The sequence below is a fragment of the Micromonospora sp. ANENR4 genome (genome assembly GCF_015354395.1).
Taxonomy (GTDB): Bacteria; Actinomycetota; Actinomycetes; order Mycobacteriales; family Micromonosporaceae; genus Micromonospora; species Micromonospora aurantiaca.
On the sequence record NZ_JADKYQ010000010.1, the window covers coordinates 264,354 to 285,756 of the forward strand.

Annotated in this window: 32 protein-coding genes; 18 read left to right on the plus strand and 14 right to left on the minus strand. The window is 73.0% G+C overall.

Going from position 1 to position 21,403, the window contains the following annotated elements; translation table 11 throughout:
- The first annotated feature begins 34 nt into the window (after positions 1-34).
- A complete protein-coding gene (locus tag IRY44_RS19660; protein ID WP_194801748.1) occupies positions 35-1,273 on the plus strand; it encodes an MFS transporter in 1,239 nt (412 codons plus the stop codon).
- A 17-nt stretch (positions 1,274-1,290) separates the two neighbouring features.
- On the opposite strand, the gene IRY44_RS19665 is transcribed toward IRY44_RS19660, so the two are convergent.
- The 3 genes from IRY44_RS19665 to IRY44_RS19675 all read right to left on the minus strand — a co-directional run bounded on the left by IRY44_RS19665 (position 1,291) and on the right by IRY44_RS19675 (position 3,595).
- Positions 1,291-1,935: an alpha/beta fold hydrolase gene (locus IRY44_RS19665; RefSeq protein ID WP_194801749.1), complete on the minus strand. Its 645-nt coding sequence runs from the start codon at positions 1,933-1,935 to the stop codon at positions 1,291-1,293.
- A 39-nt stretch (positions 1,936-1,974) separates the two neighbouring features.
- Positions 1,975-2,949, minus strand: a complete 975-nt coding sequence (locus IRY44_RS19670) for a DUF1152 domain-containing protein (protein ID WP_194801750.1) — start codon at positions 2,947-2,949, stop codon at positions 1,975-1,977.
- Between the two features lie 64 nt (positions 2,950-3,013).
- Entirely contained in the window at positions 3,014-3,595 is a 582-nt protein-coding gene (locus IRY44_RS19675) for a carboxymuconolactone decarboxylase family protein (RefSeq protein WP_228532399.1), read from the minus strand.
- A gap of 62 nt (positions 3,596-3,657) precedes the next feature.
- Here IRY44_RS19675 and IRY44_RS19680 point away from each other — a divergent pair, with 62 nt between their 5' ends.
- Positions 3,658-4,314, plus strand: coding sequence for an HAD family hydrolase (locus IRY44_RS19680; protein ID WP_194801752.1), 657 nt, complete (start codon positions 3,658-3,660; stop codon positions 4,312-4,314).
- On the opposite strand, the gene IRY44_RS19685 is transcribed toward IRY44_RS19680, so the two are convergent.
- On the minus strand, positions 4,311-4,976 hold the full coding sequence (locus IRY44_RS19685; protein ID WP_194801753.1) for an NAD(P)-dependent oxidoreductase: 666 nt from the start codon (positions 4,974-4,976) through the stop codon (positions 4,311-4,313). The two genes, IRY44_RS19680 and IRY44_RS19685, sit on opposite strands and share 4 nt — an antisense overlap.
- A 61-nt stretch (positions 4,977-5,037) precedes the next feature.
- On the opposite strand from IRY44_RS19685, the gene IRY44_RS19690 reads away from it, so the two are divergent.
- From IRY44_RS19690 to IRY44_RS19705, 4 genes are all read left to right on the plus strand, one after another.
- Positions 5,038-5,406 (plus strand): helix-turn-helix domain-containing protein, encoded by a 369-nt coding sequence (locus tag IRY44_RS19690; protein WP_269696821.1) that lies wholly within the window; start codon positions 5,038-5,040, stop codon positions 5,404-5,406.
- 142 nt (positions 5,407-5,548) lie between these two features.
- Entirely contained in the window at positions 5,549-5,959 is a 411-nt protein-coding gene (locus IRY44_RS19695; RefSeq protein WP_194801754.1) for a diguanylate cyclase, read from the plus strand.
- A 29-nt stretch (positions 5,960-5,988) separates the two neighbouring features.
- Positions 5,989-6,594 carry a YdeI family protein gene (locus IRY44_RS19700; RefSeq protein ID WP_194801755.1) on the plus strand — a complete coding sequence of 202 codons (606 nt, stop codon included), beginning with the start codon at positions 5,989-5,991 and terminating at the stop codon, positions 6,592-6,594.
- A 112-nt stretch (positions 6,595-6,706) separates the two neighbouring features.
- On the plus strand, positions 6,707-6,931 hold the full coding sequence (locus IRY44_RS19705; RefSeq protein ID WP_194801756.1) for a hypothetical protein: 225 nt from the start codon (positions 6,707-6,709) through the stop codon (positions 6,929-6,931).
- Positions 6,932-6,945: 14 nt separating this feature from the next.
- On the opposite strand, the gene IRY44_RS19710 is transcribed toward IRY44_RS19705, so the two are convergent.
- Positions 6,946-7,410: a MarR family winged helix-turn-helix transcriptional regulator gene (locus tag IRY44_RS19710; RefSeq protein ID WP_194801757.1), complete on the minus strand. Its 465-nt coding sequence runs from the start codon at positions 7,408-7,410 to the stop codon at positions 6,946-6,948.
- 112 nt (positions 7,411-7,522) lie between these two features.
- Between IRY44_RS19710 and IRY44_RS19715 the strand changes: the two genes are divergently transcribed.
- Genes IRY44_RS19715 through IRY44_RS19735 form a run of 5 tightly spaced genes read left to right on the plus strand, consistent with a single transcriptional unit; the run spans position 7,523 to position 11,082 of the window.
- Complete coding sequence (locus tag IRY44_RS19715) at positions 7,523-8,299, plus strand: hypothetical protein (RefSeq protein ID WP_228532400.1); 777 nt, start codon at positions 7,523-7,525, stop codon at positions 8,297-8,299.
- 19 nt (positions 8,300-8,318) lie between these two features.
- A complete protein-coding gene (locus tag IRY44_RS19720) occupies positions 8,319-9,083 on the plus strand; it encodes a cyclopropane-fatty-acyl-phospholipid synthase family protein (RefSeq protein ID WP_269696818.1) in 765 nt (254 codons plus the stop codon).
- Positions 9,084-9,136: 53 nt separating this feature from the next.
- Positions 9,137-9,625, plus strand: a complete 489-nt coding sequence (locus IRY44_RS19725; protein WP_194801758.1) for a YcxB family protein — start codon at positions 9,137-9,139, stop codon at positions 9,623-9,625.
- A gap of 41 nt (positions 9,626-9,666) precedes the next feature.
- A complete protein-coding gene (locus tag IRY44_RS19730; RefSeq protein WP_194801797.1) occupies positions 9,667-9,987 on the plus strand; it encodes a PadR family transcriptional regulator in 321 nt (106 codons plus the stop codon).
- 33 nt (positions 9,988-10,020) lie between these two features.
- A complete protein-coding gene (locus tag IRY44_RS19735) occupies positions 10,021-11,082 on the plus strand; it encodes a hypothetical protein (RefSeq protein WP_194801759.1) in 1,062 nt (353 codons plus the stop codon).
- Positions 11,083-11,092: 10 nt separating this feature from the next.
- Here IRY44_RS19735 and IRY44_RS19740 read toward each other — a convergent pair whose 3' ends face one another.
- On the minus strand, positions 11,093-12,499 hold the full coding sequence (locus IRY44_RS19740; RefSeq protein ID WP_194801760.1) for an alpha/beta hydrolase: 1,407 nt from the start codon (positions 12,497-12,499) through the stop codon (positions 11,093-11,095).
- A gap of 161 nt (positions 12,500-12,660) precedes the next feature.
- Between IRY44_RS19740 and IRY44_RS19745 the strand changes: the two genes are divergently transcribed.
- The 3 genes from IRY44_RS19745 to IRY44_RS19755 are packed head-to-tail and all read left to right on the plus strand — an operon-like array spanning position 12,661 to position 13,848.
- Positions 12,661-12,855, plus strand: a complete 195-nt coding sequence (locus IRY44_RS19745; protein WP_194801761.1) for a helix-hairpin-helix domain-containing protein — start codon at positions 12,661-12,663, stop codon at positions 12,853-12,855.
- Between the two features lie 4 nt (positions 12,856-12,859).
- Entirely contained in the window at positions 12,860-13,249 is a 390-nt protein-coding gene (locus IRY44_RS19750) for a VOC family protein (protein WP_194801762.1), read from the plus strand.
- Positions 13,246-13,848 carry a hypothetical protein gene (locus IRY44_RS19755; RefSeq protein WP_194801763.1) on the plus strand — a complete coding sequence of 201 codons (603 nt, stop codon included), beginning with the start codon at positions 13,246-13,248 and terminating at the stop codon, positions 13,846-13,848. The genes IRY44_RS19750 and IRY44_RS19755 overlap by 4 nt, the downstream gene beginning before the upstream one ends.
- Before the next feature lie 22 nt (positions 13,849-13,870).
- On the opposite strand, the gene IRY44_RS19760 is transcribed toward IRY44_RS19755, so the two are convergent.
- A complete protein-coding gene (locus IRY44_RS19760) occupies positions 13,871-14,602 on the minus strand; it encodes an alpha/beta hydrolase (protein WP_194801764.1) in 732 nt (243 codons plus the stop codon).
- Between the two features lie 196 nt (positions 14,603-14,798).
- The gene (locus tag IRY44_RS19765; protein WP_228532401.1) at positions 14,799-15,335 is read right to left on the minus strand and encodes a TetR/AcrR family transcriptional regulator; all 537 of its coding nucleotides are present in this window, start codon (positions 15,333-15,335) and stop codon (positions 14,799-14,801) included.
- 67 nt (positions 15,336-15,402) lie between these two features.
- On the opposite strand from IRY44_RS19765, the gene IRY44_RS19770 reads away from it, so the two are divergent.
- Complete coding sequence (locus tag IRY44_RS19770; protein ID WP_194801766.1) at positions 15,403-15,807, plus strand: nuclear transport factor 2 family protein; 405 nt, start codon at positions 15,403-15,405, stop codon at positions 15,805-15,807.
- A gap of 27 nt (positions 15,808-15,834) precedes the next feature.
- Here IRY44_RS19770 and IRY44_RS19775 read toward each other — a convergent pair whose 3' ends face one another.
- The 3 genes from IRY44_RS19775 to IRY44_RS19785 all read right to left on the minus strand — a co-directional run bounded on the left by IRY44_RS19775 (position 15,835) and on the right by IRY44_RS19785 (position 17,671).
- Entirely contained in the window at positions 15,835-16,296 is a 462-nt protein-coding gene (locus tag IRY44_RS19775) for a hypothetical protein (RefSeq protein WP_194801767.1), read from the minus strand.
- 80 nt (positions 16,297-16,376) lie between these two features.
- Positions 16,377-16,745, minus strand: coding sequence for a YciI family protein (locus tag IRY44_RS19780; protein ID WP_194801768.1), 369 nt, complete (start codon positions 16,743-16,745; stop codon positions 16,377-16,379).
- A gap of 50 nt (positions 16,746-16,795) precedes the next feature.
- Positions 16,796-17,671: a PhzF family phenazine biosynthesis protein gene (locus IRY44_RS19785; RefSeq protein WP_194801769.1), complete on the minus strand. Its 876-nt coding sequence runs from the start codon at positions 17,669-17,671 to the stop codon at positions 16,796-16,798.
- 71 nt (positions 17,672-17,742) lie between these two features.
- Between IRY44_RS19785 and IRY44_RS19790 the strand changes: the two genes are divergently transcribed.
- Complete coding sequence (locus IRY44_RS19790) at positions 17,743-18,210, plus strand: SAM-dependent methyltransferase (protein ID WP_194801770.1); 468 nt, start codon at positions 17,743-17,745, stop codon at positions 18,208-18,210.
- Between the two features lie 15 nt (positions 18,211-18,225).
- On the opposite strand, the gene IRY44_RS19795 is transcribed toward IRY44_RS19790, so the two are convergent.
- Entirely contained in the window at positions 18,226-19,023 is a 798-nt protein-coding gene (locus IRY44_RS19795) for an SDR family NAD(P)-dependent oxidoreductase (protein ID WP_370584972.1), read from the minus strand.
- Positions 19,024-19,100: 77 nt separating this feature from the next.
- Here IRY44_RS19795 and IRY44_RS19800 point away from each other — a divergent pair, with 77 nt between their 5' ends.
- The gene (locus tag IRY44_RS19800) at positions 19,101-19,526 is read left to right on the plus strand and encodes a helix-turn-helix domain-containing protein (protein WP_194801771.1); all 426 of its coding nucleotides are present in this window, start codon (positions 19,101-19,103) and stop codon (positions 19,524-19,526) included.
- A 171-nt stretch (positions 19,527-19,697) separates the two neighbouring features.
- Positions 19,698-20,111, plus strand: coding sequence for a DinB family protein (locus tag IRY44_RS19805; RefSeq protein WP_255533123.1), 414 nt, complete (start codon positions 19,698-19,700; stop codon positions 20,109-20,111).
- Between the two features lie 9 nt (positions 20,112-20,120).
- On the opposite strand, the gene IRY44_RS19810 is transcribed toward IRY44_RS19805, so the two are convergent.
- Positions 20,121-20,498 carry an MmcQ/YjbR family DNA-binding protein gene (locus IRY44_RS19810; protein WP_194801772.1) on the minus strand — a complete coding sequence of 126 codons (378 nt, stop codon included), beginning with the start codon at positions 20,496-20,498 and terminating at the stop codon, positions 20,121-20,123.
- Positions 20,499-20,599: 101 nt separating this feature from the next.
- Complete coding sequence (locus tag IRY44_RS19815) at positions 20,600-21,343, minus strand: SDR family NAD(P)-dependent oxidoreductase (RefSeq protein ID WP_194801773.1); 744 nt, start codon at positions 21,341-21,343, stop codon at positions 20,600-20,602.
- Positions 21,344-21,403 lie beyond the last annotated feature (60 nt).

The following is a 21,403-nucleotide window of genomic DNA, read 5'->3' on the forward strand; positions in this document are numbered from 1 at the left end:
ATCTGATGCGCGGGGCATCGGTGACGGGGGCGGTGTGCGGAAGCTGGGTTCGGATTTCGGGTGGCTGTGGTCGGCGTACGCGGTGAGCACGTACGGCACCTGGCTGGCGTTCGGCGCGTTCCCGCTGATCGCGGTGCGGGTGCTGGACTCGTCGGCGTTCGCCGTGTCGCTCCTGGAGGCGGCGGGACTGGCGGTGGCGGCAGGGCTGGCGATCCCGCTCGGGCCGTGGGTGGCCTACCGGCCCAAGCTGCCGGTGATGATCGCGACGGATCTGGTCCGGTTCGCGGCGCTGGCGAGCGTGCCGGCCGCGTACGCGCTCGGGGTGTTGTCGTACGGCCAGTTGCTCGTCGTCGCGGTGGTCTGCGGGACGGCCGGCATCACGTTCACCGCCGCTTCCGGGGCGTACCTGAAGAGCCTGGCCCGGGGTGATCGGCTGCTGGCGGCGAACGGACGGTTCGAAGCGACGAGCTGGGCCGCGACGGCGGCCGGGCCGCCGCTCGGCGGTGCGCTCGTCGGGCTGCTCGGCCCGGTCGTCACCATCACCGCCGACGCGGTGAGCCACCTGCTGTCGGCGCTCGCGGTCCGGCGGATCCGGGCCGCCGACACGGCCGCGCCCCGCGACCCGTCGGGTGCCTCACGCGTCGCCGACCTGGGCGCCGGCTGGCGGTTCGTGCGCCGCGACCCGGTGCTGTGGCGGCTGTTCCTCAACTCGGTGCTGGTCGGCGGCCTGATCATGGCGACCGCGCCGCTGCTCGCCGTGCTCCTGCTGGGTGAGTACCGGGTGGCGGCGTGGCAGTACGGGCTGGTCTTCGGTGTCTCCGCGCTCGGCGGCGTGCTCGGTGCACGGCTGAGCCCTCGTCTGGTGCGGCGGTACGGGCGGCAGCGCGTCATGACGGCGTCCGGCTGGCTGCGGTCGATCGTCCCGCTCGGTCTCGCGTTCACCCATCCGGGGATCATCGGGCTGCTGACCGTGATCGCCGTCGAGTCGGTGCTCATCACGTGCATGGGCGTGTTCAACCCGATCTACGCGACCGAGCGCCTGCGCCGCACCCCGCAGGCGCACACCGCGCAGGTCCTGACCGCGTGGAGCGTCACCGGCCGGCTCACCCGGGCCGCGCTGACGGCCGGGTGGGGCGTCCTCGCCACCGTCGTCGGCCCGCTCGCCGCGATCACCGTGTCCGGGGTGCTGCTGCTCGCCACGCCGCTGCTGCTGCCGACGCGCCGGCACACGCGCGAGCCGGAGCCCGCGCGCCCGGCCGCCGCCGTCTCCTGAAGCCGGCGCCCGGACGGTCAGGACGCCAGGTAGGCGGTCAGCCGCTCGGCGAGCGGGCCCGGACGGCTGAGCGCCACCGCGTGGCCGCCGTCGATCTCGTCCGGCACCACGCCCAGCCGGTCGGCGGCCACCCGGCGCTGGAAGTCGGCGGGGAAGAATCGGTCGTCGCGGCCGATGAGCACCCTCGTCGGCACGGCCGGCCAGGTGGGCAGTGGCCACGGCTCGTCCCACTCCGCGCTGACCTGCTCCCGGCCGTGCGCGGGCGCCTCGGCGACGATCCCGGCCGGCACGCCGTTGTAGAACTGCTGCTCCTCGCTGAGCCCTTCCGGCTCGCGGTAGCCGGTGTCGCCCCACCAGTCCCCCGGCTTCTCGCCCGGTCGCGGGATCATCGGCGTGAGCAGGACCAGCAGGCGCACCGGCAGCCGGTCGACGACCAGCGGTGCGGTGAACGCGCCGTACGAGTGCCCGACCACCACGAGGTCGTCGCGGTCGCCGACCGCGTCGATCACCGCCTGGCCGAACTCGGCGAACCCCGCCGACCGGTCACCGATCGGCAGCTCCGGCACCACCGCGTCGTGACCCCGGGCGGCCAGCTCGGGAACCAGCAGATGCCAGTCCCACGCGCTGCCCCCGCCACCGTGGATGAGCACGAACGTCGTCATGCCCGGACCCTCCCACACCGGTGCGACATGCCGTGGCCGTCAGTGCGGGTACGCCCGGGGCACCCGGGCGGCCCGCAGCTCGTCGCGGAACGCCTCGATGCGGGTGATGACCTGACGCCGCCCGATCGTGTTCTCGATCCGGTCGAGGTAGAGGCAGCGGGCGGCGAGCCGGGGCAGGTCGACGGAGAAGTAGATCGCCATGAGGGGGTTGACGAACAGGTCGCCGTGGCCGGTGCGCCGGCTGAAGCGTACGTCTCCGAACGCGCCGCCGATGGCGGCGGCGATCTGCCCCTGGACGATGCTCGGCCGGTGCGGGGTGGCGGCCTGGGCCTGCGCGACCGCCTCGCGGTAGAGCACCGCCTCACGGCTGGAGCCGGGAATGGACAGCGCGCCGAGGTAGCCGCCCTCCCGGTCCAGCGCGGCCAGGTTCTCCAGCACCTCGACGTGGTTGACGCCGTCGTGCGCGTCGATGCCGAAACCCAGGCTGCTCACCAACCGGACCGGCACGTCCAGCCCGGCCACGGCGGCCAGGCTGGTGATGTCCTCCACCGGGGTGCCCAGGCCGCTCTCGTCGCCGCGCAGCAGGATGTCGGTACCGCCGTCGACGAGCACGATCGCGTCGAGGTCGAGCCGGTCGACCAGGTACCGGTACGCCTCCCGCAGCGGCTGCACGCCCAGCGGCGGGAAGGCGTACACGGTCGACGGCAGGTCCCGGCCCGCGAGCCAGCGGGCCAGGTGCGCCTCCGGGAAGTACCAGTCCGGGCTGAGGGTGTCCGGCCGGATCGCCGCGACGTGCTCGTCCACCCACACCTGCCGGTCGAGCAGTTCCAGCTCCGAGAAGGAGAGGCTGGCCAGGTGCACCCGCTTGCCGGCCTGCCACAGCGCGAGCGCCAGCGGCAGGCCGGCGTAGACGTCGAAGCCGCCACCGGCGCCGGCGATCAGGACGTCGCGTGCCGGGGCCAGGGCGGCGAACAACGGCGGAACGGCCAAGGTGTACGCGGCGGTGTCTGTCACCGGATGATGATCTCCGCTCGCGTGGCGGCCCGCTGTCCCGTGGCCGCGGGGCAGGCCCGCTCGCTCAGACCGGCCGGCCGAACGTCACCGCCTCCCGGACGAGCCGTGGCGCCTTCTCCGCCAGTTGCGCGTCCGGCCGAGCGCCGAGCGCGTCGTTCACCGTGGAGAAGGCCAGCCGGAACGCGATCAGCGTGGTCGCCTCGAAGATCTCCCGGTCGCTCAGGCCGGCGTCGCGCAGGCGTCGCGTGTCGGCCTCGGTGGTGGCGTTCGGATCCGTCACGACCCGGCGGGACCAGTCCGCGAGCGCGGTCTCCCGCTCCGAAAGATCCGCCTCGTCGCCGCGCAGCACCGCGGCGGCCGTCTCCTCGTCGCTCATCCCGGCCAGCCGGGCGCCCCAGGCCAGCGAGCAGTACGAGTCGCCCCGGGCGGCGGCCGTGGCGGCGACCAGCACCGCCACCTCACGGGAGGACAGCGTGGACTCGGACAGCAGCTCGGTGCGGGTGTTCTGGAACGACATCAGCACGTCGGGCCGCCAGCACCAGACGCGGGTGAGGTTGTTGACGTAGCCGTCGGACGCGAGGTCGTCCTCGTACGCGGCTTTCGCCGCCGGGCTCTGCGGCGGTTCGGGGAGGAAGGCGGGATTCATGCGGGCAGTCTGCGCCACCCGGGCGGCCCCCACTGGCCGATCAACGACAGTACGATCCGCTGATGATCCGGGCGGTCTTCTTCGACGTGGGCGGGACGATCCTCGACGAGACGCGCGAGTTCGCGACCTGGGCGGACTGGCTCGGCGTACCGAGGCACACGTTCTCCGCGGTCTTCGGCGCGGTGATCGCCAGAGGCCTGGACTACCAGGAGGTGTTCCGGGCGTTCCGGCCGGACTTCGACCTCACCGCCGAACTCGCGCGCCGGGTCGCCGCCGGTGACCCGGAGTCGTTCGGTGAGGAGGATCTGTACCCGGACGCACGGGCCTGCCTGGCCGCCCTGCGGGAGCAGGGATTGCGCGTCGGCCTGGCCGGCAACCAGCCGGAGCACGCCGAGGCGACGCTGCGGGCGCTCGACCTGTCGGTGGACGTGATCGGCACGTCGGCGGCCTGGGGCGTGGCGAAGCCGGCGCCGGAGTTCTTCGCCCGGGTGGTTCGCGAGGGCGGCGGCGACGCGTCGGCGCTCCTTTACGTCGGTGACCGGCCGGACAACGACGCCGCCCCGGCGATGGCCGCCGGCATGACGGCGTGCCTGATCCGGCGCGGACCGTGGGGCCACATCCTCGACATGCCGGACGTCGCCGACCGGTGCCTGTTCCGCATCGACTCGCTGGACGAGCTGCCGGCCCTGGTCGCGCGGCACAACGCGGCGGGCGGCTAGCTCGGCAGGTCCCCGAAGACCGAGACCCGGGTGCGGTGGTGGCGCGGTGACTCGATCTCGTCGACCACCGCGACCGCCAGATCGGCGTACGACAGGTACGCGAGCGCCGGGGCCTGCTCGCCGCCGAGACGGTACCGGCCGGTGCGGGGACCGTCCACGTCGAGCGCGGCCGGCGGGGTGAGCACCAGCCAGTCGACTGTGGTGTCCGCGCCGCGGAGCCGGTCCAGGCCGGCGGCGTGGCTGAGCGCGAACGGCCGCAACTCGGCGGGCAGGACGGCCGGGTCGTCGTGGAGGGGCCGGCCGTGCGCGTCGGTGAGCGTGGCGAACAGGCCGATCGCCACGAGCCGCGGCACGCCGGCGCGGGCCAGGCCGTGCAGCAGCGCGTCTGCGGCCCGGACGAAGAACTCCGGATCGAGGCCGGCGGCGGCGAGCGCCTCCGGCCCGGACGCCGGGCTGACCGCGTGGACGACGGCGTCGTGCCCGTACCCGATCGAGGTGACGGCCTCCGGGTCGGTGACGTCGCCGCGTACCGCGGAGGTGAGGTCGGGATGGCGGGCGGGGTCGCGGACGACGGCTGTGACGCGGTGGCCGCGGCGGTGGGCCTCGGCGGTGACGGCGCGGCCGGCGCGGCCACCCGCCCCGAGGACGGCGATGCTGGTCATGGCGCGACGCTAGAGCGCCGGGTGCCGGTTACCGCAACGGTACCGGGGTTACGCTCGGGCGGTGACGCCGCTCGATCCGGACATGTTCGATCCCGCCTGTCCGTCGCGGATGATGCCGTTGCAGATCGGCGACAAGTGGACCGCGATGGTGGTGCTGTGCCTGGAGCACGGGCCGCGCCGGTTCACCGAGCTGCGGGTGCCGCTGCGCACGATCACGCCGAAGGTGCTGGCCGAGACGTTGCGGGCGATGGAACGCGACGGGCTGGTCACGCGGAGCGCCTACGACGAGAACCCACCGCGCGTGGAGTACGCGCTGACGCCGCTGGGCCGCAGCCTGCTGACGCTGGTCGCGGCGGCCCGATCGTGGAGCGAGCGGCACCTGGACGAGGTGCTGGCGGCCCGGAGGTCGCACGACTCACGGATGCCGTGACCACACCTGTCGGCACCGGGCGTTGTGCCGGGCCGACCGGTCGCCCTAACCTCGCTCTGGTAGGCATCGACGGCGATCGGGGGACGCCATCAGCGGCAACGACACCGGGCGCGGCGGCCTGCGCAGGTTCGCCGCGAACGTGATGACGAACGTCCTCGCGAACCTCATCGCGGCGGCGATCATCTACGTGCTCGCCGCGGCCGCCGGGCTGCTCCCGCGCGACCCCGCGCTGATCGTCGCGGCGCTGATCCTCGTCAGCCTCGCCGCGGCCGTCGTGCTGACGTTCCTCATCACCACGAACGCCTTCGCCGACAAGGGGGACGTCCTCGCCGGGTGGACGGCGATCGCCCTCGGCACGCCGATCCTCACCTCGGCCGTGGGGTACGCGTTCCGTGAGGGCCGTCCGGCGACGGGGATCGGAGGCGGTCTGATGGGCGCGGGGCTCGCCGGCGCAGGCGTGGCGATGCTGGTGGCCGGACGGCGGATACGGCGGGCGGCCGACGCGTCGCCCGACGGGGATCAGCGGGCGGCTGAGCCGGGCGTCCGGCAGTAGCGTCGTACCCCCGGCATAGCCTGCTTGTCATGGGAACCGCTGAGCTGGACGAGCTGATCGTGCCCGACGCGGACGCGCTGCGCGCGTGGTTGTCCGCCCATCACGACACGTCTCCCGGCGTCTGGCTCGCCCTGACCCGCGAGGGCGGCACCGTCACCACGCTGACCTGGCAGCAGGCGGTCGACGAGGCGTTGTGCTTCGGCTGGATCGACGGGCAGGCCCGCAAGCGCGACCACGAGAGCTCCTGGATCCGGTTCACCCCGCGCCGGGCCCGTAGTTCGTGGTCGCAGCGCAACGTCGGGCACGTGGCCCGGCTGGAGGAACAGGGGCGGATGACGCCGGCGGGCCGGGCCGCGGTGGAGGCCGCGAAGGCGGACGGCCGGTGGGCGGCGGCCTACGCGCCGCCGTCGGAGGCCGAGGTGCCGGCCGACCTGCTCGCCGCCATCGCGGCCGAGCCCGCCGCCCAGGCCATGTTCGATGTCCTGACCAGCGCCAACCGGTTCGCGCTCATCCACCGGCTCAACGCGGTCAAACGCGCGGAGACCCGGACGCGCAAGGTCGGCGAGTTCGTCGCCATGCTGGCCCGCCACGACACGTTCCACCCGCAGAAGGCGAAGCCACCGACCGCTCCGTGACGTGCCGCGCCCGTACGGCCGATTCCGGCAGCCGCGACGACCCCGCGCCCGGCGACCGGCGGGGTGAGCCGGGCGTACGCTCGAACGAGCCGACGGCAGGAGGTCGCCCGCGATGATCCCGGTGCTGATCCTGTTCGGGCTTCTCCTCGGGCGCTGGTGGCGGTCGTCGCTCGTCACCGCCGCGCTGGGCTGGCCGGTCCTCCTGGTCGCGACCGGCGTGATGGACGTCGGCGCCGGGCTGCTCGGCGCGGCCGGGCTGGCCGTCGCGAACACCGGTGCCGGCGTGCTGCTCCACCACGGAGCCCGCCTGGCGATCCGGAGCCTTCGGGCGTCCTGAGTCGGGCCCGTGCGCTACCCGGTGCCGCCGGTGTTCCGGATCATCCGCCGGAGCACCTTGAGGGTGGTGACGTAGTCGGCGTCGTTGACGCCGTCGTGGATGCGGGCCCGGATCCCCGGCGCGTGCTGCTTGAGGCGGAGCCGGGCGGCCTCCCCCGCCTCGGTGATCCGCAGCCGGCCGTCCGCGTCGCGGGTCAGCCAGCCGCGTTCGCGCAGCACCTCCGCCTCGGCGTCCAGGTCGTCCTCGGCCCGCAGGTACGAGCGCATCGCGTGCCGCAGCTCGGGCACGGTCAGTCCGCCGCCACCGGGCAGGAGGTCGTTCGGGGACAGGTTGCGCAGGAGCCAGAACTGGGGCTGGGTGAAGCCGTGCGCGGCCTGCTGGGCCCGGGTGAAGGCGATGAGCGACTCGTACGCGACGCCCGTCCAGTAGGCGGCCGGCTGGCCCGCGAGTTCGGCGTCGGACAGGTGCGGTGTCGTCATGGTGCGCTACCTCCGGCGGTGATCGGGTGAGCACGACGCTAGGACCTCAACCGGGCTTCAGATCAAGCCGCGCGGGACATCGCGTTCCGGCCGGCCCCGGCATGATGAGCCGATGCGGGTAACGATGGCGACCGACGCGGGGCATCCCGGCCGGGCCAATGAGGACTTCGCCGGCGCCGTACCGTGCGGCATGGTGCTGGTCGACGGTGCCGGCGGCATCGCCGGGGCGGGCGAGGTCTGCCACCACGGCATCGCCTGGTACGCGACCCGGCTCGGCGGCGCGTTGCTCGGCGCGCTGGCGCAGGGGCGGAGCCTGCGCGACGTGCTGGCCGAGGGCATCGAGCGGGTCACCGACGCGCACCGCGACACGTGCGACGTCGCCCATCCGATCAGCCCGTTCGCGGCGGTCGCGATGCTGCGGTTCTCCGGCGACATCGTCGAGCACCTGGTCCTCGGCGACGCGGTCGCGGTCGTCGGCCGGGCGGCGGGTGATCCCGTCGTCGCCCACGATCCGCGGGAGGTGGTGATCGCCCGGTCCTTCGAGGAGCGGCTGAAGGACGTGCCGGAGGGCGGCGACGAGTACCGGCGGCTGCTGCTGGATCTGCGATCCCGCCGTAACAGTCCCGGCGGCTTCTGGGTCGCCAAGGACGACCCGACGGTGGTGGCCGAGGCGGTCACCGGCGAGTGCCCGGCCGGCGAGGCGGGCACGGCGGCGCTGCTCAGCAACGGTGCGAGCCGGCTCGTGGACACGTTCGGGCTCTCCGACTGGGCCGGGCTGCTGCGCCTGCTGGAGACCGACGGCCCCGCGGACGTCATCCGCCGGGTCCGCGAGGCGGAGGCACGCGGGGGCGTCGCCACCGACGACGCGACGATCGTCTGCCGCACCTGACCGGCACGACAATCCGGTCGTGCTCGTGTTGACTGCGACGATGGACCGTCGACGGCTCAGCAGCATCGCGCACTCGCACCACCCGATCGCGGCCCCGCTCTCCGGTGTCAACGTCAACCGGCTGCTGCGCCGGGCCGGTCGCCGGCCTGCGGCCCGGATCCTCGACCTGGGCTGCGGTGAGGCGGCGTGGGCGTTGCAGGCCCTCGCGCACTACCCGGACGGGCACGCCGACGGCGTGGACCTCAACCCGTACGCGCTGGAACGCGCCGCCGAGGCCGCCGCCGTGCGCGGCCTCGCCGAACGGCTCACGCTGCACGAGCGCGACGCCCGGTCGTACGTCCCGGACGGCGACCACGACCTTGTGCTCTGCGTCGGGTCGACGCACGCGTTCGGCGGGTTCGGTGAGACGCTGGAACTGGCCGGCCGGCACGTGAACGCCGACGGCATCCTCATGGTGGGCGAAGGCTTCTGGCAGGTGCCGCCGACGCCGGAGGCACTGGCCGCGCTGGGCGCGAAACCCGACGACCACACCGACCTCGCCGGTCTGGTCGCGGCCGCCGAGCAGGCCGGCTGGACCCCGGTGTACGCGCACGTCAGCGACACCGCCGAGTGGGACGACTACGAGTGGTCGTGGACCGGTTCGCTGACCGAGTGGGCGCTTGACAACCCGGGTCACCCGGATGCCGCCGACGCGCTCGCCGCCGCCCGGGAGCACCGGGACCAGTGGCTGCGCGGATACCGCGGCGTGCTCGGGTTCGCGACGCTGGTGCTGCGCCGGACCTGACCGGCCGCGCGGGTCCGGCTCGGCACAGGCGGGCGGGGCACTATCGTTCGGGCGTGCAGATCCGTTTCGCCGTACCGGCCGATCCCGCCTATCCGGCCCGCGTGGCCGCCGCGCTCGCCGCCGCCCGGCTGCGCCGGTTCGGCTACATCGGCGCGGCCCTCGCCGCGATCGGGGTGATCGGCTGGATCGCCTCCCAGGCGTCGGCGCGGTTCGCGTCGCTGTGGACCGCGTTGATCGTGGCCGGCGTGCTGTCGATGCTGTACGCGCCGTGGGTGCGGTGGCGGGCCCGGCGCCGCTCCGGCGGGTACGCCGTCGAGGGCGGCTACGACATCGACGACCGCAACATCATGATGCGCAGCGGTTCGGAGTCCGGCGGCATCGCCTGGGACGGCGTCACGCGGGTCACCGAGACCCCCGACTTCTGGATCGTGTACGTGGGAGGCATGCCGGCCACGGTGATCCCTCGGTGGCTGATGTCCGCCGAGGACGCCGGGACGCTGCGCGCCTTCATGGCCGAGCGGCGACTGCTCGGCCACCGTTGACCATGTATTGATCGGCTGTATATGTTGCCTCGGTGAATGAGATGCGCGAGGCGACCTTCCTGATCCTGACCGCGCTGGCCGACGAGCCGCGCCACGGCTACGGGATCATCCAGGAGGTCACCGGCCTGTCCGGCGGTCGCGTCAACCTGCTGCCGGGCACCCTCTACGCCGCCCTGGACCGCCTCGTCGCGCAGGGCCTCGCCGAACTCAGTCACGAAGAGGTCGTCGACGGCCGGCTGCGCCGCTACTACCGGCTGCGCGCCGACGGCCGGGCCGAGCTGGCACGCCAGACCGAGCGGCTGCGACAGCTCGCGTCCGCCGCCGAGTCCCGGCTGCGCGCCCTACGGCCCCGCACCGCCTGACCCCCACCGTCGCGGCTCCCGAGGGAGAAACCCATGCATCGCTGGCTGCTGCTGGCCTACCCCCGCGACTACCGCCGGGCGCGCGGGGCCGAGATCCTGGAGACGGTATGGGACGTCGGCCCGGCCCATCGGCGTACCCGGATCGCGGCGAATCTCGTACGTCATGGTCTGCGTGCCCGGCTGGGGCGGCCGGCGAGCCGTACCGTGGTGGCCTGGGCGGCGGTCTTCGCGGTGGTCTGCGGTCTGTTCGCCGCGTCGTTCGGCACCTGGCTCGCGTGGCTCGGCTCCCGCCCGCTCGACCACCGGGACCTCGCCGCCGTGGTCGGGCAGCTCTACCCGGACCGGCAGGTCAGCCACATCGACCGGGACGACCCGCCCGCCGTGTTCCTCATCTACGGCCACCCGCTGAACGAGGACCTCCTGTCCGAGCTGCTCCTCGGTGACGGCGGCGAGTACGCGCTGGCCGAGCTGACCGCGTCGTTCGACCAGACGCCGGCCGGCGGCCCCACCGACCTGCGGCAGCGCCTGCACGCCGCCGGGTGGGAGCGGAGCGAGCCCGTCAGAACCGACGCGTACGGCTGCGTCCCCGGCAGTCCGCAGTGCGACCCGGCGTCCATCCCCTCCGACATCACCGTGTACGCCGGACGCGGCGACCACATCCTCGCCGCGGAGCTCAACGCCGAGGGTTCGATGAACCTCACCCTCAGCCGCGCCACCCCCGGCGCCGCGTATCCCGCCGGTCTGCTCGGCTTCGTGCTGGGCACGCTGGGCGGCTGGGTGCTGTTCGGCTGGGCGAGCCGCCGCACCGAGGGACGAAGCCCGCTGGTGCAGGGCCCGGCGAAGGTTCTGTACGGCGTCGCGATGGTGTTCTGGGCCGCGCCGACCCTGCTCGGCGCGCCGATGATGCTCACGCATCACCTGAGCGAGCCGCATCCCCGCTGGCACGTGCCGTGGGAGTGGCTCGGCCAGCCCACCCTGTCGTTGCCGTTCCTGCTCGGCGCGGTCCTGCTGATCGTCGCGCTGGGGCTGGCGGCGCTGCCGCACCGGCGCCCGGCGGGCCGCACGCTCGCCGGGGCGTCGGACCCGGCGGTCTAGCGCCGCCGGGTCAGCTCGCCGGGCATCGCGTGCCGGTGGCGGGCACCGTCAGATCGACGAGGTACCTGTCCACCACGGCAGTCGTGCAGTCGTTGCGCTGGTAGGTGCCGTGGCCCCAGCCCTCGTAGGTGACCAGACGCCCGTGCCGGCCGAGTTGCCGGGCGACGTTCGCCGCCCAGGCGTGGCCGGTACGGGGATCGTGCCGGGAGTTGAGCAGCAACAGCGGCGTGCGGGTGTGCACGTTCAGCTCGTGCGGCGGATTGCGGACCGGGGACGGCCAGCCCAGGCAGGTCTGCACTGCGAGCAGACCGGCGCCGTACCGGACGTCCGGGGCGGCAGCAGCGGCGTCCCGGACCAGTCCGGCGTACTCGGCGTAGTCGCGTACCTCGGCGGGCCAGTCCGCGCAGAACGCCGCGACCGAGATCGAGAGGTTCACAGCCGGTGGCGGCGTACCGGCGTCCATGTCCCGCACGATCGCGGCGAGTTGCGGCCAGCGCGGGCCGGCGAGCATGCCGAGTGCCACGGCGGTGACGTCGAAGGCGGTACGGGGGGCGTACTCACCTCGGTCCGCGCGGGCCAGCACCCGCGCCCACACCGATCGCACGTCCCGTTCGTGGAGCACACAGTCCGCCGAGCTGTCGCACCAGGAGACGAACTCGTCGAACGCGTCCTGCAACGCGGCGGCCTGCGTCCGTACGAAGGACCGCACGTCGAGGCTGTGGTCGAACACGCCCTCCAGCACCACCGCCCGCACGCGGCCGGGGTACCGCTCGGCGTACTGCTGACCCAGCAGGGTGCCGTACGAGCTGCCGTGGAAGGACAGCCGCCGCTCCCCCAGCGCACGCCGCAACGCCTCGAGGTCACGGACGGTGCTGAGCGTGTCGGCGTGGTCGAACACCGGGCTGGTCGGGCGGCACCTGCTCCACAGCGCCCGGTTGTAGGCCACCGCGGCGTCGAAGTCGGCCTGGCCGGTCAGTGGGACGGGCGGCTTGCGCAGCGCCGGGTCCGGCGTGCAGACGGGCGCGGCGGTGCGGGCCACGGCACGCGGGTCGAAGCTGACCAGGTCGAACCGGTCCAGCAGCTCGTCGCTGAACCGGTCGCCCCTGCGGATGCGTTCCACCCCCGAGTCGCCGGGGCCGCCCGGTCCGAACACCAGCGTGCCCACCCGCTGCTCCGGCAGGCGCGCGGACCGGCGTGCCACGGCGAGGTCGAACGTCGGGCCGTTCGGCCGGGCCCAGTCCACCGGCAGTCGGAGCCGGGCGCACCGCACGCGCGGATCCGGCGGGACGTCCGGCAGGTCGTCGGCGCACTCGCCCCAGGCGAGTCGCGGCGGCGGAAGACCGGCGCGCGCCGCGCCGGGCAGTCCCGCCAGGACGGTGAGCGCGGTCAGAGCGAGGGCCACGGTACGTCGGAACACGGTGCCTCCCGGTGTCTGGATGCTCATCGATTCTTCAGCGGCGTCCCACCCGAGTCATATACGGAAACGCCCCGATATGCCCGTCGGGTATTTCCCCCATTCCGTCCCTGACGCCGAGGTACGGCAGGCGAGCCGTACCCGTGGCGGTCTAGCATCTGGCGATGGCCTCGCCCCTGGATCGCCTGCCGAAGATCGGCGCACCGGCCACGCGGGCGCTGACCGCCGCCGGCTACACCACGCTGCGCCGGCTCGCCGGGGTGCCACGCGCGGAGCTGGCGCGGCTGCACGGCATGGGGCCGAAGGCGCTGGCCGTCATCGAGGCCGCCCTCGCCGAGCACGACCTGCGGCTGAGCTGACGGGGTGACCGCTGTGCCATTCGGGCGACTCCACCACCTGATCGTCGACTGCCCGGATCCGATGGCCGAGGCACGGTTCTGGAGCGCGGTCCTCGGCGACCCGATCACGTACGCGGACGACGACTTCACCGTGGTGTCGGCGAGTACGGCGACGTCCGGGCTGGCGTTCCAGCGCGCCCCCGGCCTGACGCCGCCGACATGGCCGGATCCGGCGGTGCCGCAGCAGATGCACCTCGACGTGATGGTCGACGACCAGGACGCGGCGGGCGAGGCGGTGCTCGCGCTGGGCGCACGGCGGTTGCCGGGCGACCACGTGTACGCCGACCCGGCCGGTCACCCGTTCTGCCTGATCAGGCGCCCCACCTGGGCGTCGCCGGTGGGCGGGTCCGCGTGACCGGCGCGCGCGGCGGCCGGCCGGCCGACCGCTGGACGAGGAACGCCTGGCGGACCCTGCACATCGGGGTGGCGATCACCGCGGTGTGTCTGCTCTGGTCCGTCAGCGTCCCCGGCTTCGTCTTCGTCGTGATGCTCGGCGTGGTCTTCCTGTTCGCCGTGGCCGGCCTGGGCTGGGCCATCCTGGTGGGCTTCTTCGTGGTCGAGCGCCGCCGCTGGTCCTGGCGGTTCCTGGTCGCCCCGGTGATCGTCGTGCTCACGGCGGCGCTGGTCGTCGCAGGAGCGCCGTTCCAGGCCCGCTGGGCGGTGAGCCGTGGTGCGTTCGACCGGGTGGTCGCCGCGCTGCCCGCGGCGAGCGCGCAGGACGCCGAGTGGTCGAAGGTGCGGGTGCCGCACCGGATCGGCGCCTACATCATCACCTCGGCCTACACGGTGCCCGGCGGAGTGGTGCTCTACGAGAGCAACGGGTACATGCTGGACGACGCCGGGTTCGCCTACCTGCCGCAGGGCCCCACCGAGGACCTCGCTAACGAGGACTTCGAAGCGCCGAGCTTCACGCATCTCGGTGGTCCCTGGTACAGCTGGACCGCGAGCTGGTAGGCGAACATCCGGCGTCCCTGCCCTACCTCAGGTGCCGGGCGAAGAACCGGTTCGCGGGTTCCCCCTCGAACCACGGCACGCCGGTGTGCCCGCCCATGTTGGCGTGCAGCGTCTTCTCCGCCGAGCCGAAGGCGTCGAACAGGTCCAGTGCCATCTGCCGGTCGTTTCCCTCGTCGTCCCACTGGAGCAGGACGTGCAGCGGGATGGTGACCTGCCGGGCCTCCTCGATGATGGCGCGCGGCACGAAGCTCCCGGCGAACAGGAGCGCGGCCACGATGCGGGGTTCGACGAGCGCCAGCCGTACGCCGATCGAGATCACGCCGCCGGCGTAGCCGACCGGGCCACCGATCCCGGGCAGCGCGAGCAGGGCGTCGAGGGTGGCCCGGCACTCCGGGACCGCCTTCTCCACCAGCGGCAGGACGAGCCGGTCGACCACCTCGTCGGCGACCGGCTCACCGGCTCCAAGTGCCCGGCGCAGGTCGGCGCGGGCCTGCTCGGCGGCGGCGGACGCGGGCCGGTCGCCGCTGCCGGGAAGTTCGACTGTGGCGGCGGCGAAGCCCTGCGCGACGCAGCCCTCCGCCCGGGCCAGCAGGCGGGGATACATCCGGCGCAGTCCGCCGGGGTGGCCGAGCAGGATCAGCGGGACCGGGGCGGACGCGGACGCGGGCGTCCACAGGAGGCCGGGGATCCCGCCGAGGGTGAACTCGCGTTCGCGGACGTCGTCGGCGAGGCGTTGTTCGGAGGTGAAGCGCATGGTCGTGCCTTTCGGGAGTGCGTCGGCGCTCCCGGACGACCTATCGCCCGGCCGTGACCCCCGAGGGGAGCACCCATGTCGATACTGCGGTCACGGGTACCACCTCCCTCGTTCTCCGGCACGGCCACCGGCAAGCTAACAGCGTCCGCCGGGGCCGGCCAACCGGTTTTGTCGCGGCGTGATCCGCGCCGGACCGTCAGCCGCGCTCGAAGCCGGCGAAGACGACAGCCAGCGTCCGGGCTTGCAGATGCTCGTCCCAGCCCCCGTGCAGGGCGCCCTGGCACATGCCGGTGAGCAGCGCCATCACCTCGGGTAGCCGTACCGAGCCGGCGACGGCTCCGGCGGCCTGGGCCTGTTCCAGCAGCCGGCCCACCGCCTCCTCCAGGTGACCTACCGCGTCCGGAAGCCGGATGTCCACCCCGGATCCGGCGAGCAGCTCGACTGCGGTCTTCTTCGCGGCGGCCTGCGCCACGGTGTATCTGAAGAACCCGAAGAGGTCGTGTCGTCCCGCCTCGTCGGCGAGCTGCGCGAGCAGTCGCTTCATGAGCGCGACGAGCAGGTCCTCCTTGGTGGGGAAATGACGGAAGACCGTGCCGATGGCCACGCCCGCCCGGCGAGCCACCTGCTCGGTCGAGGTACGGGTGCCGAACTCGGCGAAGACCGCCTCGGCGGCGTCCAGGATGCGTGCCCTGTTGCGTTGCGCGTCGGCGCGCAGCGGCGGACCCTCTACCAAAATGAGCCTCCACTCATTATTCTCACGGACACAAGTCGAGTCACGACTCATTATCTCGGAGGCCGGCATGACACCACAGGAGATCTTCGAGAGCATGCGCGCCAGATGGCTGGCCGGTCTGCCCGCCTTCGACGCGGATTCGCTGGCCGACGACGTGGTGGTCGAGACACCCTTCGCCGCGCCCGGCCAGCCGACGCGCACCGAGGGGAAGCAACCCGTTCTCGACTACACGCGGGCGGGCCGGGCGGTGTTCCCGGTGCGGTTCGACGACTGCCGCGGCGTGGTCGTGCACGAGACGGCGGATCCCGAGGTGATCGTGGTCGAGTACGAACTCGTCGGCACACACACGGTGACCGGGGTGACCGCCTCCGCGCCTTTCATCGGGGTGTTGCGGACCCGGGACGGCAAGCTGGCCCACTGGCGCGAGTACCAGCACACGCTCGCCATCGCTCAGGCCGCCGGCCAGGCATGAGGCTGGATCACGACAGGGGCGCCGCGCTCAGGAGGACGGGGTCGGCGACGGGGCGAACGGCCACGGCTGCGGGCCGAACAGCTCCGTGCACGCGGTGAGGAGCCCACGCTGCGCCTCGGCCATGCGCGCGTCGACCGGGCCGGTGTCCGCGTTCGGGTCGTTGCGGATGAACATGTCCCCGGATTCCTTCGCCGCCACCGCCAGTCGCTCGCCGGCCTCCCGGACGCCCGGGTCGGCCGCCTTGCGGGCACGCATGGCGATCGGCGAGTTCGAGGTGAAACGGACGTCCTGCTGCTCGACCACCCGGGCCCCCATGTTGCACGCACCGGCCGCGACCTTGTCCGCGGGCGCGGTCGAGCCGGCCTGCGGAGCGGCGGAGGACGCCGCAGCGGACGACGACGGGGTGGCCGACGTCGACGGTGCGGGCTCCGCGGGCGCGCACGCGGAGACGACGAACAGCAGGGAGAGTGCGGCGAGTTCACGTTTCACCGCACGAGGCTAGCGATCATGGTGGGCGCGGCTGCCGTCCGGGTGCCACACCCACCCTCATCGCGTCGACATCGAACCTGTCACCGGCCCGCCGCGCGGAGCATCGCCTCCGTCTCGGGGTCGGGCATGACCTCCCGGACCTCCTGGGCACATCGGCACGACGCGGCGATCTTGGCGGCCCACTTCAGCGCCTCGTCGTGGGACGCCACGTCGAGGACCACGAACCCGCCGATGACCTCCTTGGTCTCCGGGAACGGCCCGTCGGTGACCACCCCGTCCGCACCCACGATGGTCGCCTGCTGGCGTTCGAGCCCGGTGCCGTACACGAACACACCGGCGTTCACGGCCTCCTGGATGACGGCGTGCGCCTCCCTGCCCACCTGGGGGATCTCCTCGGCGGGGATGTGGTCCATCGCGCCGTCGTTGAACGAGATCAGGTACCGCGGCATGCCATGACTCCCTTGTCCGGGCGGCCCGGTCCGGCCGCCTCTCACCCGTACTACGAACGAGCCGCACCCGATCTGACATCATCCGCAGGGATGGGCACGGCGGTGCCGGTCACCGCGATCCCGGCGCCGTCCCCGGCGGGGATGCTGACGGTGAGCAGGCTCGGACGGCCCATGTCGTCACCCTGCCGCACGGTCACCGTGGCGGGCGGCCGCACCAGGCCCAGCTCGCGCAGGTAACCGCCGAACGCGGCAGCCGCCGCGCCGGTCGCGGCGTCCTCGACCACGCCGCCGGGCGGGAACGGGTTGCGCGCGTGGAACACCAGCGGGGACTCGCGGTGCACGAGGTCGATCGTCGTCCAGTCCCGTTCGGCCATCAGCGCGCTCAACGCCGCCGTGTCGTAGTCCAGGTCCGCCAGGCGCTGCCGGGTCTCGGCGGCCACGATCGGATGCCAGGCCCCGGCGTACGCGACACGCGGCGGCAGCGTCGCGTCCAGATCGTCCGGCGACCAGCGCAACGCGGCGAGCAGCGCCGCCAGGTCGTCCGCGGCAAGGGGTACGGTGCGCGGCGCGACGCTTGTCAGCGTGGCGGTGGTGGCGCCGTCGGCCTGCACGCTCGTGGCGACCTCGACCAGCCCGGCGCGAGTGTCCAGGTGCAGCACACCTGGGCCGTGCCGCTGCGCGTACGCGACCGCCGACGCGATCGTCGCGTGCCCGCAGAACGGCACCTCCGCCTTGGGGCTGAAGTAGCGGACGGTGAACCGCCCGCCCCCGCCGGCGGGCACGAGGAACGCCGTCTCGGAGTAGCCGACCTCGGCCGCCACCCGCTGCATCTCCGCGTCGCCCGCCCCGGTGGCGTCCAGGACGACACCGGCCGGGTTGCCACCGGCGGGGTCGGCGGTGAACGCGGCGTATCGGAGAATGTCCATGATCACGAGCCTAGCGACGATGCTCCGGCTCGTCTGCCCCGAGACGAGCCACGCCGAACTACTCTCCGGGCATGAGCGGCTTCGAGATCACCCCCATCGGTACGGTCCGCAACGACCGGACGGACATCCAGCACAGCGACAACTGGGGTGCGGTCCGCAGCACCGTCGTCGTCGACGAGCGCTTCGGCGAGGCGTGCCTGCAGGGCCTGGAGGGGTTCTCCCACGTGGAGGTCCTGTTCGTCTTCGACCGGTTCCCGGACGGCGGCGACTTCCGGGAGCCCCGCCCCTACCGTGGCCGGGCCGACCTGCCGCCGATGGGCGTGTTCGCCGGTCGCGGCCCGCGCCGGCCGAACCGCATCGGCGTCACGTGCTGCCGGATCGAGTCGGTCGACGGCCGCGAGCTGACGGTGGTGGGCCTCGACGCCGTGGCCGGCACGCCCGTGATCGACCTGAAGCCGGTGATGGTGGAGTTCGTCCCCGCCGACGTCCGCCAGCCGGACTGGGTCAGCGGCATGATGTCCGACTACTTCCGGCCGTAGCGTCGGCGCGCCACCTCACCGCAGCAGCCTCTCCGTGAGGTCCATCAACCGCTCGGCGTCATGGGGGTCGAGGGTCGGGAAACCGGGCGGAAGTAGCTTCCCCCGGTCGACGGCGGTCACCGGCGCGGTCGGCGGCGCGTCCAGGAACTGGTGAATCGGCGCCACCGCGTCCGCGACGGGCCGGGCGGCGACGGCCGCCGCCACCGCGAGCAGCCCTCGTACCACGAACGGGAGTGCGCTACGGTCACCGCTCCTGGTGAAACCGGGATGGTAGAGCACGTATCGGGCCCGGCTGCCGGACCGCTGGGCGAAGCCCACGCCGAGCAGGTCGTTGGCCCGCCCGGCCTGCAACTGCGCGGCGACGGCCGAGTAGCCCGCGGTCATCTGTGGATCGGTCCAGCGCACCTCGCCTCTCGTGACCCCGACACCGGCGACGTTCACGATCACCGGAGCGGTCGCCCGGTCCAGGGCCGGACGCAGACCGAAACTGAGCAGGTAGCGACTGACGTAGTAGAGCGCGAACGTACGCTCCAGTCCCTCCACCGTCTCGACGCGGCGCGGCGTCACGGCATTGGCGAACAGCGTCAACGCGTCGACGACCTGATGCTCGCCGAGGATGTGCGCGATGACCTGCCGCGTCTCGGCCATGCTGGACAGATCGACGGGTACGAAGGTGATCAGGCCGCCGGCCATCGCCTCGCCCCGTGCACGGCTGCGGCCGAGCACCAGGACGCGGTCGCCACGTTCGACCCGTCCCAGGGCGAACGCACGTCCCATCCCGTTCGTGCCGCCACTGACCACCACGACGCCCACGTCGCCCCCTTATCGCTTGCTCATCGGCCTGCCTCATCCTGGGCAGCAGGCCGGCGGAGGCGAAAGAAGGCACTTTCATGTCCACAGGTAACATCGATGTGAGTGCCTCGCTGCGCGATCATCGGCTGCCGGTGCCGGTTCCGGCCGGCGAGTACGATCGCTGCCCGGTCACCGACGTGCTGCGGCGGGTGAGCGACAAGTGGACGCTGTTGCTGATCACCCTGCTCGGCCGGCATCCGCACCGGTTCAACGAGTTGCACCGGGCCGTCGAGGGCATCAGCCCGCGCATGCTCACCCGGACACTGCGCGCGCTGGAAGGCGACGGCCTGGTCGAACGTGAGGTGTTTCCGACGGTGCCGCCGAGCGTCGAGTACCGGCTGACGCCGCTCGGTGTCAGCCTGCTGGGGCCGCTTTCCGCGCTGGCCGACTGGGCGGTCGCTCACCATGCCGAGATCGTCGCGGCACGTCAGCCCGTGGACCCGGTGAGCGTGCCCGAGCGGTGAGGCACCGGTCCGGCGTTTGTCCGCCGGGCGGTGGGCGTCGATCTGGAATGCTTCGTCCATGCCGTCCTTCCCGCCCACCTTCTCCGCCGGGATCGTCGCGCAGCCGATCCAGGCCCAGTTCGAGGCGTTCTCGACGAGCAGCGCGACGCGCTCGACCGCTGCCTGGACGGACTGACCGAGGAACAGGCGCGCCGGTCACTGGTGGCCTCCCGGACCACGCTGCTGGGTCTGGTGAAGCACGCGACCTTCGTCGAGAAGGTCTGGTTCGACGAGGCCGTCACGGGCCGGTCGCGAGCCGAGATCGGCATCCCGGAGCGGTCGGAGGACTCGTTCCTCCTCGACGACGGCGACACGATCACCGGCGTCCGGCGGGCATACCGCGACGCCCGCGACGCGTCACGCCGGGCGACCTCCACGCGGCGTCTGGACGACATCCTCACCGGGCACCGACGGGGCCCGCTTCCGCTGCGCTGGGTGTACCTCCACGTCCTGCGCGAACTCGCCCAGCACTGCGGGCACGCGGACATCCTCCGGGAGCAGATCCTCGACGGACAGCGGGCGGCCGGCGGTGGTTCGTCGTCGTAACGGCCGGCGTCACGCGCCGGCGCCCTCGTCGGGGTCACCGGTCGACAAGTCGGGGGCACGCATCCGCCACGCGTCGGTGACCAGTTCGGTCAGGCGCTCGACGCCGACGTGCGCCAGCCGCAGCATGACCAGGGGTGACCCGTCATACGCGGGGGTGGTGAAGAACAGGTCGGGCTCGCCGAGGAGCAGGGCCTGCTTCTCCGCCTCGTCGCCCACGTACAGCACGGCGATGTCGGTGCGGATGCGCCGCGGCCTACCGGACGTGCGCTCGGGATACGACCAGACGAACCCCTTGCCGGCGACCCGGAAGTCGAAGCCGTCACTGTCGATCTCGACCACGTGCGGCAGCGACAGCGCCACCCGACGGACATCGTCCGCATCAGCCACGACGGTCACCCCGGCACACCGCCTTCCACACCGGCACAGCCTAGCCGCCGCGCCGCCGTCCGGTGGCAGGCCGTCGATGTCCTTCGGGGCCGTCCCGATGGTCAGATGGTGAATCCGCCGTCGACGTTCACCGTCGCGCCGGTGACGTAACGCCCGTCCGGGCCGGCCAGGAACGCCACGGCGGCGGCCACGTCGACCGGCTGCGCGAAGTGGCCGAGGGCGGTGAACCCGTTGATCGTGTCCGCGTTCGGGCCGTCGGCCGGGTTCAGCTCGGTGTCCGTGGCGCCGGGGTTCACCAGGTTCACCGTGATCGCTCGACCGCCGAGTTCGCGCCCGAGCGCCTTGGTCAGGCCGATCAGGGCGGTCTTGCTCATCGCGTAGAGCGAGAAGCCCGGGAAGACCGCCCGCTCGGCCGTGTTGCTGCCGATGTTGACGATCCGTCCGCCCGCCGGCATGTGGCGTACCGCGGCCTGCGAGGCGACGAACGGCGCCCGGACGTTCACCGCGACTGTCTGCTCGAACTCGTCGAGACTCAACTGCTCCAGCGGCCCCAGCAGGAACGCGCCCGCGTTGTTGACCAGGATGTCCAACCGGCCCAGCTCACCGGCGGCCCGGTCCACCGCCGCGATCACCGCCGCCGGATCGGCGCTGTCGGCCCGCACGGCGATCGCGCGCCGTCCCACAGCCTTGATCTGCTCCACCACGTCGTCGGCGCGACGCTGATTCTGCTGGAACGTCAGCGCCACATCGGCGCCGTCCTCGGCCAGGCGCAGGGCCACCGCCGCGCCGATGCCACGGCCACCACCGGTGACGAGAGCTACCTTGCCGTCAAGTGCGTTGTTCATGGTGGAGAGCCTGGTCGACAATGGGTCGCATGTCCGGCGGGGATCGGACGCCGCGTTCGT